An 11,213-nucleotide genomic window follows, 5' to 3' on the forward strand; every position below is an offset into this window, starting at 1 on the left:
GCCCGCCACCCCCGACGCGCCCCCGCCGCCGACAGCACCGGTAGCGCCCGCGTCGACGACAGTCCCATCCCGGGCGGGCGCGGCCCCCCCCCCCCGCGGCGGGGGGGGGGGGGGGGGCCCTCGACCGTGACCACCGCCAACGGCCGGTCACGGTCGGCGGGCATCACGACGCCCACGACTGATGCGCTCACAGGCACTCCAAAGAAAGAAAAGAAGAAAGAGGGAAGCGGCGGGCGGACAGGTGCGCGCCGCCGTCGCCGAAACCACAGGCCCGTTTCCCCGGGCCGGTTCGGACATCACGACCGTAACGTGATCGATTACCGGTCAGCAATCGAAATCCCAAAACAGTCATGAAAACATGCGCAGTGATCCATGTCACTGGATGGATCGCTGGCTGCCCGTACCGATCAGGAGTTATTCCTGGAAACGCAACCAGAAACGCAACCACGGAGGAATTCGATATGGAATCGGACGGCGAGACCACGGATATCCGCGACGCGACGCGGGTACTGACCGCGCTCGTGGACGGCCCGCTCAGCGCCCCGGACATCAGCACCCGGACCAGCATCACGGAACGGCAGACCCGGAAAATCCTGGCCGGTCTTCGTGACGCCGGCCAGGTCCGGGCCCGCGAGGCCGACGCGACCCCCGGGCGGGCGGGTCGCCGCCCCACCCTGTGGGAACTGGCCGCCACCACCGACCCCGACCGCCCCAGCACCACCCACGCCGACCACCCGCAGCCCCCCGACACCCCCCACCTGAGCGTCGCGGCCCCGCCCGACAGCACACCCGACGGACCCGGTGACCCGGTGATCCCCGCACCGGCCCTCGACGCCCCCGCACCGGCTCTCGACGCTCCCGCGCCGGACTGGGACGACACCGAACAGGACACCCCGAACCCGACGACGGCCCCCGGTGAGATCGATGCTGCGGTGAGCGGCGACCCCGACGACACGACCCCGGTCGACCCCGGTAACGACGCCCCCGCACCGGACCCGGACCCGCACGACGGCGGAGAGGAGGAGGGGACGGACAGCGGCGTGGACGACGACAACCCGGGGGACACGACCCCGCCGCCCTCCACCCCGAGCACGCCCAGCTCCGAGAACGGGCAGGCCCTCGAGTCGCGGCCGGACGCGGAAGCCGACAGGGCCGCCAGCCCGGCGGACGGCGCCTCCCACGAGGCGATCCCCCTCGAGCCCGGGACCGTCACCGACACCCCGGACATCGCCACACACGACCAGCCGGCCACCGCCGCCCCCCGCCAGATCACGGCGGACAACCGCGACGGCGTCGCCGGCCCGGTGGTGTGCGCGGCGCTGACGTGCCCGCTGGCGGCGTGCCCGGCGCGGGCCGGGGTCGCACCATCGACGCCGCAGCGGCGTTCCCGCGCCCGTCGCGAGACGAACCCCGGCGCGCCACGGGTCAACACCAACGGCGCGGTGCGGCTGGCCCCCGGCGCGCTCTCCGCCCTCGTCGTCGACCTGCTGCGGACCAACCCCGAGGCGAAGCTGACCGCCGGAGAGATCGGCCGTGAACTCACCAGGTCCAGTGGGGCGGTCGCCGCCGCCATGCCGAAGATCATCGCTGCCGGTCAGGTGATCCAGGCCAACCCTGGCGAGAGGCCCGCGCGGTTCCAGACCGTCCCGAGCACCTGATGTCGCCCACCGCCGTCGAGCTGAACACCGCGCTGGTGGACACGGTCGCCCGCAGCCAGGGCCGGCTCAACGCCGTCCTCGACGAGATCGGCTGGTGCGACGCGCTGCCGCCCTGGCCGCAGACCATCCTGGCCGCCCCCGGTGACGTCTACCTGCTACAGGCCCACGCCCTCGCCGTGCTCTACGCACTCGCCCACACCGCGTGCCCCTGCCACCGCGACGGCCGGGGGAAGCCCACGATCGACATCATCAGTCGCTGGCGGGCCGTGGTGGACCACGCCATCTCCTTCGCGGTCCTGTGCCCGGCGGGCAGAACCGAGGACCTACACCGCTACTGCGCCTATTACCGCGCCGCGGAAGCCGCGTTCCATCGGCAGGTCGATCTCCTGCTCGGCACGTAACCGAGGCCCGGTCCCCGCACCCTCACCGCGACCGCTGGCCGGTCCCAGGACCGGCCAGCCTCACCCCCTGACGGCCCACCTCGCACCTCGAAGGCGACCCCATGCCCTCCAGCCCCCGGACAACGATCAGCCGGACGGCGGCCCGCGTCTCCCGCAGGCCCGCCGGCCCCCGCCCGCCGAAACGCCGCTCCACCAGCCGCCACCCCGCGCGCACCCGGCGGACGCGGCCCATACCAGCCCTCGCGGCCCTCGCCACCCTCGCGATGGTCTCCCACTCGATGACCGCCGGCGCCGTCGTCGTCATGCTGTGGCCCCTCATGCGCACGGCGTGGACGATCGCCGCGCGATACCGGGCCGCACGACGCGGACAACCCGGCCCACAGCGCCGACCCTCACCGCAGGCACGCCGCCCACGACCTGCGTCCGGCCACACCAGCCGCCCGGGCGCGGGTCAGCGGACCGCACGCCCGGGCGCCCCGAGCGCGACCCGACCGGCGAGCCCCTCCAGCCCGACCGTCACGGGACCTCCCAGGCCACCGTCCCAAGGCCCGCGCACAAACGTCCCCCTCGGCGGGTAGCCGCCCACCCCGTTCCCCGGCCCGGCGGTCCCGCACCGCCCAGCGGACACCCTCGCCGCAGCGGGGATTCGCGCCGGTCACGACCGGCATTCCCCGCTGCGGCGCGGTCCTCACACGCCGCACCTCGGAGGTAAGCATGCTGCACGACCTGATGGCGCGCGTCGCCGACGAACTTGACGGTCCCTGGGCCGCCAGCGTCCTGCCGAACGACGCCGTTTCGCTGCACACCCCCGACCATGACCTCCTCGTGGTCCGCCAAGACCCCGACGGCCGGCTCGTGTTCCACGGCATCCCGGCCAGCGGCCTCGGCTCGCACTGGCCCCGCGACGGCAAGAATCCCCTCCGTCATCGGATCACCGTCAGTCCGGCGAAATCCCCGGCGCGTATCGCCAGCGAGCTCAGCCACCGGCTGCTGCCCGCCTACCGCATCACGCTCGCCGTCGCCCTCGCCGCCCACAAAGCCGCACGGCATGAACGCGCCGACGCGACCCGCGCGCTCGCCGCGATCAGCCGCCTACTCGACACCACGGTCGAGGACCGCACGGTCCGCCTGACCGGGCCGAGTTCCCACCTCACCGGCACGATCACGATCGCGGCCGGGGAAGCGACCTTCCACCTGCGGCTCCCCACCCACCACGCCACCACCCTCGCCCAGGCCGTGCGGCCCTTCCGCGCCCCACGGTGACCCCCGCCGCCGGCCAAAGCGCCCCGCCACGTCGGCGAGCATCCCCACCTCGCACGAGCGGCGATGCCATCGCTCCCACACCGAACGACCCCGACGCCGACCCCAGGACATACCGCCGATACCGGGCATCGATATCGGGCTCACCGCGGCGCTCACCGTCGCACCCTTCGAGGAAGGCCCGATCCATGACGGAACTCGCACTGCTCACCATCCTGATGGTGCTCTGCTACGCGATGACCGCCTGCGCCGTCACCGCCCTGCTGTGGCCCCTGGTGTGCAAGGCGCTGGACATCGCGGGCCGACACCGGCCGCCGGCCCGCCACACCCGCACCGACGCCGGTCCCCCGACCAGACGGCGCGCGGCCACCTGACGGCTACACGATCGGAATCCACGGACGAGCCGCGCAGGATGTCCGGCTGCCCTGTGGCAGCGGCGAGTCGACCGGCCCGCGTGCGATCACGCACGCACGAGGCCAGCCAGGATCACTCCTGCCAGAACTGGAACAGGTATTTCTCCGTACCGTCTGGCACCTCGAAGGTCTCAGCCAGCGCTCGACGCGCTTCGGCCCGACCCCGGGAGTACGCCCGGCCCCGATATCCTCCGGGTGCGGGCAATGCCAGGCGCTCGGTCAGGGAGGCCGGGCCCGTGGTGACGGTATCGAGGAACAGCCTCCCCGACGTCGCTGTGAAAGCGAAGTCCTCGGTCAGCTCCCAGTCGTCTTGGCGCGGCGGCTCACCGCGCCACGCCTCAAGCCGCGCGTGCGCGGTGTGGTCCTGAGCATTGCTACCGACGCAGATCCAGTCCACTCCGCTGCGGACGAGCTCGTCCGCGGACAGTGGAGGCTCGGGATCGGCGAGATTCGGATCGGTCCGCCAGGCCAGGCCCTCGTCCTTCACCAGGAACTGGCTGTATTCGACGTCAATCTCGTCTTCGTACGCGGCGAGCAGCTCGAGTCCGTCCATGCCCCCATCATTGCAGAGGGCGTCGCCGACGCACCGGAGAGGCTTCACAGTACGCCGGCGGACCACCACCCCTACAGCCTTGGGACGGCTACGTGGAACTCCTCCCCGTCAAGCACCCGGAGGTCAGTGTAGAACTTCCCCAGGGTAGATCCCGCGCTCCGGTTGTCGCCGAGCGGAACCGGGAGGGCGGAGAATCGATTGTCGCCCCTGGCCGCGCCTTCCTGCGATGACTCGAAGGGGTACTCGTCGCAGTCGTTTCCCTTGCTCACATAGCTTGGGTCGATCGATCGACATACAGCTGCGGCTGCCCGGTTGTTCTTTCTGTTCTTGCTCTTGTCGGTCTGGCGATGCAACACCGAGGGGATCGTCTTCTTGCCGGTGTCGTCGCCGAGCCACCACGGTTGCGTCGAGTTCGGAGCCGTGAGCGCCTGACGGACATGCGCGATGGTGACCTTGGCGTTCGGCTGTCGACTAGCGTCATAGAGCAGCGTCGGATGAGTTTGCGGAAACACACATCCGGGAGTGCCACCGGAGTTGATGTAGGAAGCGCTGTCACATCGGAAGGACGTGCCCGTCGACTCCTTGACCAGCAGGCCACCGCCAAGGAGGAAGCGGGGATGGAAGGCATGACTGGCGATCTTGTCGGCACCGGTTCCCAGGCCGGCGGCGAAGTCAAACGTGGCGTTGCCGTCGGCGATCCAACCGGATAGGACCGCCGACCGCCCACTGGTTCGGGTCGGCGTGCAACCGGTGCACGGTAGGTCGACCTTCAGCATCGCGTTCTTGAGCGAGCCGCTCGAGGAGATTTCGCGAATGTAGAGATCGACGTGCACGTCGAGGTCGTCCGTGGAGGTGGTCACGCCGATCGAGACCAAAGCCTGCATGGAACCGCCTTCGGCACCGGTCTCCTCTCCGGCGCGGATGACCCAGTTTCGGCACCACTGGGTCCGGGTTCTGTACCAGCCAGCCTGCGTGTAGGCGTTGTCCGACGCGGCATCGGCAAGACACGCCTTGATGAGTGGTGCTGGCCCCGGTGCCGCGGCGGCGGCGGGTGCGGCCACACCGAGCCCGGCGAGCAGCGAGGCGCCAAGCAGGGTTAAGACGGCGCAGGCGAGTCTGCGGCGACGGCGCATAGGGGGTAGTTCCTCCCGTCAGGTAACTCTTCGTAAAACGGGAGAAGCTAAGCGAGTTCGCCTGGTGACGGTCAAACGGTTTTCAATGCACCACGAGTAGCGAAGTCGCGTCGATCCAGCTGCTTGTAAGCAGAAAATCCAGGTCAGGCCCGCACGGATGGAGAGGAGACGATCGCGTGTGGTGAGGGTTCCCATGTTGGCTTGACACTGATGGCGAGGAGTCCGTTTGCGCTTTACTCAAGGCAATCGCGCCGTTCGACTCCATGCGTTCGCCTGCCCCCGCGTGTACTCTGACCGGTTGGCGAGTGACGTAGGTGAATCCGCGTTTTTCCAGCGGGGGGTCGCTGCGGCCGGGCAGCGGAATCCGAGGAGGTTGCGCCCGTTCCGTTCGTAGCGGACGGCCAGCCGGCGGTAGCCGTCAAACCGCGCTATCGTCGGTTCGATCTTCCACCTGTGGCTGTCGGCCGCTGGCCGTCCGGCGCCTGAGGGCCACACGCGCTCGGTGCAGCGCGCGCTGTCCGAGCAGGTCTGCGACGCCAACACCCACACCGACACCGATGCCTGTCGTCACCGCCCGCAGCGCACCTTGGCCGGCCCGGGCCAGCCCGGAACGTGACCCGCTCTGGGACGGCTGCCGCTCGCGCGCCGACGGAGGGGCCGCGACCCGAATGGCCCGCGCCGTGCCCGAGCTGACCGGCTGGACGGGAACCGCCGCCAGGGACCGGGACCCGATCCCAGGGACAGGGGGTCCCACCGGCGCGCCGCGCACGGTGGGGGCGGGCCGGTACGGCACGACGCGACGCGGCGACGTCTGCGCGGCGGTCACGCGAGGCAGACGACGTAGGCCCGGCCCCGCCGCCCTGACCAACGCCCGGGCCACGGGCTGCTGCTCCCAGACCAGCACCTCGACGCGGCCCAGTTCGGCCAGCACGGCGAACCGGTGGTCACCGGACGCGACGGTGAACACCCGTCCCCCGCGACCGTGGACGTACCGGGCATGTCGCAGCAGCGCGTGATCCGCGGCGTCGGCGGCGGAGGGCACCGGCCAGGGCGCCACCCCGAGTTCGGCGAGGACCGATACCAGCGTGTCCGCGCCAGGATTGTCCTGCGCGTAGCAGGCCAGGGCGTGATGCACCGGGCCGGCCGCGTCGAGCAGCACCTCGATCCGTCGCCGCACCAGGTCGGGATGCGCTCGTATCGAGCCCACCGAGTTCTCGACGTCGATCAGTAGGACGCGGTCCTGCTCCTGCATGCCGTCATCGTCACCGCCAGGTGGCCTGCCATCGCGATGCTGATTCAGCGTGTCGGGCGGGTGAGGCGGGCCAGCAGGGCGTCGGTGTGCGGGCTCGGGGTGGTGGCGAGGTCCGCGAGGCGGCCCACGAGTCGCCGGTAGACGCGGTGGACATCGGCGGTGTGACCGGTGGCGGCGTGCAGGCGCATGAGATGGGTGTAGAGGGCTTCGGTGTAGGGGGCGTGGCTGATCGCCTGCTCGAGGATGTCGGCGGCGATGGCGGGGGTGGTGTCGGCGAGGAGGTCCGCGAGGTCCGCGGCCGCGTCGATCATGCGATGTTCGAGGTGGGTGGCGTGGGCGCTGGCCCACTCGCAGCCGTCGAGGAGACGGCCGGTGTACAGGCGGGTCGCGGTGCGCAGCGCGGCGGTGCGGCTGTCGTCGTCGGTGGTCCGCTCGGCGGCGGTCAGGGCGACCTCGACGTCCCACAGGTCGCAGCTGATGGTGTCGGCGAGCCGGTAGCCGTTGCGGTCGGAGAGGACGACCTGGTCGGTTCCAGTCTGGCGCAGTGCCTCGCGGAGGCGTCGGATGGCCTGGTAGATCTGGTCTTTCGCCCGGTCGGGGTCGACGTCGGGCAGCAGGGCCGCCAGCAGTGTCGCCGTGGTCGTCGGCCGGTCGCGGTGCAGCGCGAGATAGCCGGCGATCTCCAAACCGAGCCGCCCCTGGTAGATCACGTTCTCGGCCTGGCGCAGGTGCGGACGGCCGAGCAGCATCAGCCGTACCTGGTCGCGCCCAGTGGCAGCCGGGGCGGGCTCGGGCTGGGCGGCGGCGCGCCCGGGCCCGTGGGTGCCGGTGGTCGCGGGTCCGGTGTCATCGGCGGTGGCGGGCGCAGCGGGGCTGGCGTCGTCCGGGGCCGGGGCGGTCGACGTGACCGGGTCGGTGATGGCCGGGTCGACTGTCGGCGCCGGTGGGTGATCAGAAGGTGGAGAGGACGCCGCCTGCTGGGGGTGTCCGTTCGCGGCGATGGTGGGGATCCATCCGCCGGTCGGCACGATCGGGGTGTGGGGGGCGGGGTCGGTGGGGGGCTGTGGGTCACGGGGGGTGGCCTGGTCGAGGAGGTCGAGCAGGTCGGCGGCGGGACCCGCGGGCAGTGCCCAGGCGGGCTCGCTGGTGTCGGCCGGGTCAGGCCAGCACGGGTGGCCAGGCCAGGCCCCGAGCGCGACGGTGACGATGTCCAGCGCCGCGCCGGGTGACGCCAGCGCGTCCAGGCGGGGGAACAGCGTCGGGTCGGGGGTGAGGACGAGCAGGACGGGCGGGAGATCCTCGTCGGGTGCGGCGACGCGCAGCTGTTCGAGCGTGACGACCTCGTGGTCGGTGGCGAGGCGGCGGCGGGTGAGTAGCTGCTGGTCGGCGGCGGTGAGCGCGTCGGTTCCGGTGGGGGTGAGGGTGACCTGAGGTAGGCGGGTCAGGAGCTGCTCGGGTAGGTGCAGTACGGCGGCGGCGTCCCGGCTGATGATCAGATGGTGGGGGTCGGCGCCGGCCGGGGTGTGGTGGGCGGCGAGGACGGTGACGATCAGGGCGCGGGCCGCGTCGGGGTCGGGCACGCTGATGCCGCCGGTGGTACGCAGCGCGGTCGGCAGCCGGATGGGGGTGGCCGGGCCGTGCAGACCGGGTCGGGGCGGTCTCGGGGCCGGCACAGCGGCGGTGACCGTGTGGGAGGCAGACGCGGGTCCCAGGCGCGCGGGTACCGGCAGCGCCTGCGGTGCGAGGGCGCCGGTGAGGTCGGGGTGGGACGGTCGCGGTGGCCCGGCGGGCGGTGGGGGCGTCGGATGGTCGAGCGATGGGTGGGTGTCGTGGTGCCGGTCAGGGTGGGGATTCTCGGCGCCGGTCGGCGGGTCGTCATCGACCGGCGCGGCCCCGTCGTCGAGGTCGGGCAGGGTGTGGCCGCTCCGGAGGATCTCCCAGATGATCAGCGGGAGGGGTGGGTCGGCGGGCGGCCTGGTGCGCTGGTGTGAGGGTCGGCCGCGGTGGCGTAGAAGGCGGGTGACGGTGACGGCGATCGCGATAGCGGCGAGCAGGCCAGCGGGCAGCACGGGTCCAGAGGGCAACCGGATCGGATCCGGGTGGCCGACCGGACGCGGAACCGGGGAGGCCGGTGCCGGCGAGGTCCGTGCCGGCGAGGCCGACGCCGGTTCTGGGGGGGTCCGTGCCGGCGAGGCCGACGCCGGTGCCGGGGAGGTCGGAGGCGGGAGAGTTGGAGCTTGCGTGGCCGGTGCGGGCGGCAAGGGCGCGGGCGGAATGTCGGGCTGTTCTGGGGGCACGACAGGCTCTGCGGCGGCCGGGCCGGGCGGGTCGACCGAGGGGCTTTCTGAGGGGGCGGCGTCAGCGGGTAGGAGCAGGATCCATCCGGGGCGGATCAGGTCGGGATCGGTAAGGCGGCCCCCGTCAGGTTGCAGCAGGCCCTGGTTGAGCTCGAACAGCTCGCTATAGCGCAGCGGGTCGCCGAGGTGGGTGTCGGCGAGGCTCCACAGGCTCGCGTAGGCCGGGACGACGCAGGTCGGTAGCGAGGTCGCGGCTGGCGCCGGTGCGGTTGGCGCCGGATCGTCAGGGGTGGGGTGTGCGGGTGCTGTGATCGCGGTCGAGGTGCGGTAGGCGGTGAGGGTCGCCGCCGGGCCGCTCGCAGGGAGTTTCGCCCGGGTGGTGGTGAGAATCAGCCCGGTGAGGATCGTGCCGACCAGGGCGGTGGTGAGGGTCTGGGCGAGGCTGGCGGTGGGTAGCCGTGGGCGGCGCCGGCCGGTGGCGCGGGTGATGGTCTCGGTCAGGGTCGAGACGGCGAGTTGCAGGTAGAGATACCAGAACAGGCAGCCCAAGACGCCGACGACGAGCCGCTGGTCCAACGGTGCGGTGAGTGCGGCGGTCAGCGCGGCGCGGGTCGGAACGTGGTGGGGTAGTGGCCAGCCGATCAGCCGCCACATCAGCAGGGGGGCGCCGAGCAGGCAGGCGGTGAGCACGGCCAGAGCGGCGAGCGCGCGCAGCAACGCGGCGACCCGGCGGCGTATCCCGATCCCGACGGGGCGTGGCGGGTGGGCGGTCATGGGGCCACCGCGCTGCGGGGGGTGGCGCTGGCGGTGCCGGTGACCGTGAGCGGGCCGACGCCGACGAGGGTGAGCAGCTGTGGCTGGTAGGTCGCGGTGACCGTGACGGTGACCAGGATGGTGGTCGCGGTGACGCTGCCGTGGGCGTCGGCGCTGGCCAGGTAGGCCAGGGCGCGGGTGCGGGCCTGGTCGGGGTTGAGCTGGCGGGTGCCGTCCGCCCGGTACACGGCGAGATCAAGGGCCTGGGCGCCCGCGCGGGCGGCTTCGGCGGCGGTGCTGATCGCCCGAGTCTTGGTGTTCAGTACTTCGCCGCCGTCCAGGGCGAGGCCGGCAAGGCCGAGGAGCGCTACGACGAGGACCGCGAAGAACGCGGTGACATACCCCCCGTCCGCAGCCGTGGTCTGCTGGGTGGCCACGCGAGGTGGGGGGGTCACGTGAGGCCCCGGTAGACGTCGAGGGGGGAGGTCGCGGTCGCGGTGAGGGTGCGGGTGGCGGGCAGGCGCAGGCCAACAAGATCCGCTAGATCGATTTGGCAGGAGACGGTGGCGCGGGCCAGGCCACCGCGGACGAAGCTGCTGGTGTCCACGGTAACGGTGACCGTGCGGCAGGTATGGGAGCCGATGGTGAGTCCGGAGCGGGCGGCGGCCTGGGCGGCCTGGGTGGCCTGGGCGGGCGAGCGGGCGGCGCTGGCCGCGCGGGCGGCGGCAGCGGCGGCGGCGTCGACCTGTCCGCGGGCGTCCGCGCCTCGGGCCGCGGCGACGATGACGAGCAGGAGCAGGACGATCAGGGGGCTGAGCAGGGTGAGTTCGATCGCGGCCGACCCGCCATCCCGGCGTGCGGGGGTTCGCCGACGGCGACGTGAGGGTCGGATCATGGCTGGTAGGTCTCGCGGGTGCCGGAGGCGTGGGCGTTCACGTGGAGTCCGAGGCCGGGGAGGTAGCGGATCGCGGTGCCGGTCACGGTGACCGTGAGCAGCGTCGGGCTGGTCTGTGTGACGGTGATCTGGGGGTCGGTGAGGACACCACCACCGATCTGACTGGTGATCAGCTCGGCGGCGGTGGGGCCGGCCTGCGGGTCGGCGCCGGCGAGGCGGGCGGCGTCGACACCGCGGCGCGCCGCGGCGGAGGCGACCTGCTCGGCCCAGCCCCACACGGCGAGCTGCACCACCAGCAGCAGCATGAGCAGGATCAGGGGGGTGGCGACGACCAGCTCGGTGGACGCCGCCCCCGTGTCCTTACCGTCGGTCGAACCACAAGGGAGGCGGCCTACGGCCCGCCGCCCAGCCCGGAACGCGGATGGGGGCTTGGCCGGGCGGGTGCGCGTCGGCGTGCATGGTGGAGGGCTGGCCCGGTCAGGGGACATGCTCACCGGACTCCCCTCCCTACCTGCCTACCTGGATGACGGACGGCCGGCCTGCGGGGCAGGCCGGCGACGAAAAAGCAGGTCACAGGTTCAGGCCGTTGGCCTTGTCG

Annotated in this window: 11 protein-coding genes and 1 pseudogene; 4 read left to right on the forward strand and 8 right to left on the reverse strand. The window is 72.3% G+C overall.

Annotated elements, in window-relative coordinates:
* A pseudogene (locus tag MXD61_RS04515) lies at positions 1–191 on the reverse strand (hypothetical protein); the annotation flags it as partial.
* A gap of 270 nt (positions 192–461) precedes the next feature.
* Here MXD61_RS04515 and MXD61_RS04520 point away from each other — a divergent pair.
* The 4 genes from MXD61_RS04520 (at position 462) to MXD61_RS04535 (ending at position 3,693) form a co-directional block, all read left to right on the forward strand.
* A complete protein-coding gene (locus MXD61_RS04520; RefSeq protein WP_248811594.1) occupies positions 462–1,658 on the forward strand; it encodes a hypothetical protein in 1,197 nt (398 codons plus the stop codon).
* Positions 1,658–2,059, forward strand: coding sequence for a hypothetical protein (locus MXD61_RS04525; RefSeq protein ID WP_248811595.1), 402 nt, complete (start codon positions 1,658–1,660; stop codon positions 2,057–2,059). The genes MXD61_RS04520 and MXD61_RS04525 overlap by 1 nt, the downstream gene beginning before the upstream one ends.
* A gap of 714 nt (positions 2,060–2,773) precedes the next feature.
* On the forward strand, positions 2,774–3,322 hold the full coding sequence (locus MXD61_RS04530) for a hypothetical protein (RefSeq protein WP_248811596.1): 549 nt from the start codon (positions 2,774–2,776) through the stop codon (positions 3,320–3,322).
* A gap of 185 nt (positions 3,323–3,507) precedes the next feature.
* The gene (locus MXD61_RS04535) at positions 3,508–3,693 is read left to right on the forward strand and encodes a hypothetical protein (protein ID WP_248811597.1); all 186 of its coding nucleotides are present in this window, start codon (positions 3,508–3,510) and stop codon (positions 3,691–3,693) included.
* Between the two features lie 112 nt (positions 3,694–3,805).
* Here the strand turns inward: MXD61_RS04535 and MXD61_RS04540 are convergent, their stop codons facing one another.
* From MXD61_RS04540 to MXD61_RS04570, 7 genes are all read right to left on the reverse strand, one after another.
* Positions 3,806–4,285 (reverse strand): hypothetical protein, encoded by a 480-nt coding sequence (locus MXD61_RS04540; protein WP_248811598.1) that lies wholly within the window; start codon positions 4,283–4,285, stop codon positions 3,806–3,808.
* Between the two features lie 71 nt (positions 4,286–4,356).
* The gene (locus tag MXD61_RS04545) at positions 4,357–5,418 is read right to left on the reverse strand and encodes a NucA/NucB deoxyribonuclease domain-containing protein (protein WP_248811599.1); all 1,062 of its coding nucleotides are present in this window, start codon (positions 5,416–5,418) and stop codon (positions 4,357–4,359) included.
* 418 nt (positions 5,419–5,836) lie between these two features.
* Positions 5,837–6,670 (reverse strand): hypothetical protein, encoded by an 834-nt coding sequence (locus tag MXD61_RS04550; RefSeq protein ID WP_248811600.1) that lies wholly within the window; start codon positions 6,668–6,670, stop codon positions 5,837–5,839.
* 44 nt (positions 6,671–6,714) lie between these two features.
* Entirely contained in the window at positions 6,715–9,741 is a 3,027-nt protein-coding gene (locus tag MXD61_RS04555; RefSeq protein WP_248811601.1) for a BTAD domain-containing putative transcriptional regulator, read from the reverse strand.
* Entirely contained in the window at positions 9,738–10,175 is a 438-nt protein-coding gene (locus tag MXD61_RS04560; protein WP_248811602.1) for a pilus assembly protein TadG-related protein, read from the reverse strand. Before MXD61_RS04560 ends, MXD61_RS04555 begins: the two co-directional genes overlap by 4 nt.
* Positions 10,172–10,615 carry a TadE/TadG family type IV pilus assembly protein gene (locus MXD61_RS04565; protein ID WP_248811603.1) on the reverse strand — a complete coding sequence of 148 codons (444 nt, stop codon included), beginning with the start codon at positions 10,613–10,615 and terminating at the stop codon, positions 10,172–10,174. Before MXD61_RS04565 ends, MXD61_RS04560 begins: the two co-directional genes overlap by 4 nt.
* Positions 10,612–11,103, reverse strand: a complete 492-nt coding sequence (locus tag MXD61_RS04570; protein WP_248811604.1) for a TadE/TadG family type IV pilus assembly protein — start codon at positions 11,101–11,103, stop codon at positions 10,612–10,614. The genes MXD61_RS04565 and MXD61_RS04570 overlap by 4 nt, the downstream gene beginning before the upstream one ends.
* Positions 11,104–11,213: the final 110 nt, after the last annotated feature.

Origin of the sequence: Frankia sp. AgPm24 (assembly GCF_023243055.1) — a bacterium.
In the GTDB taxonomy this organism is placed as follows: Bacteria; Actinomycetota; Actinomycetes; order Frankiales; family Frankiaceae; genus Frankia; species Frankia umida.

Coding starts and splice junctions, on each gene's coding strand:
- MXD61_RS04520 (WP_248811594.1), top strand. CDS start 462: ATGGAATCGGACGGCGAGACCACGGATATCCGCGACGCGACGCGGGTA.
- MXD61_RS04525 (WP_248811595.1), top strand. CDS start 1,658: ATGTCGCCCACCGCCGTCGAGCTGAACACCGCGCTGGTGGACACGGTC.
- MXD61_RS04530 (WP_248811596.1), top strand. CDS start 2,774: ATGCTGCACGACCTGATGGCGCGCGTCGCCGACGAACTTGACGGTCCC.
- MXD61_RS04535 (WP_248811597.1), top strand. CDS start 3,508: ATGACGGAACTCGCACTGCTCACCATCCTGATGGTGCTCTGCTACGCG.
- MXD61_RS04540 (WP_248811598.1), bottom strand. CDS start 4,285: ATGGACGGACTCGAGCTGCTCGCCGCGTACGAAGACGAGATTGACGTC.
- MXD61_RS04545 (WP_248811599.1), bottom strand. CDS start 5,418: ATGCGCCGTCGCCGCAGACTCGCCTGCGCCGTCTTAACCCTGCTTGGC.
- MXD61_RS04550 (WP_248811600.1), bottom strand. CDS start 6,670: ATGCAGGAGCAGGACCGCGTCCTACTGATCGACGTCGAGAACTCGGTG.
- MXD61_RS04555 (WP_248811601.1), bottom strand. CDS start 9,741: ATGACCGCCCACCCGCCACGCCCCGTCGGGATCGGGATACGCCGCCGG.
- MXD61_RS04565 (WP_248811603.1), bottom strand. CDS start 10,615: ATGATCCGACCCTCACGTCGCCGTCGGCGAACCCCCGCACGCCGGGAT.
- MXD61_RS04570 (WP_248811604.1), bottom strand. CDS start 11,103: ATGTCCCCTGACCGGGCCAGCCCTCCACCATGCACGCCGACGCGCACC.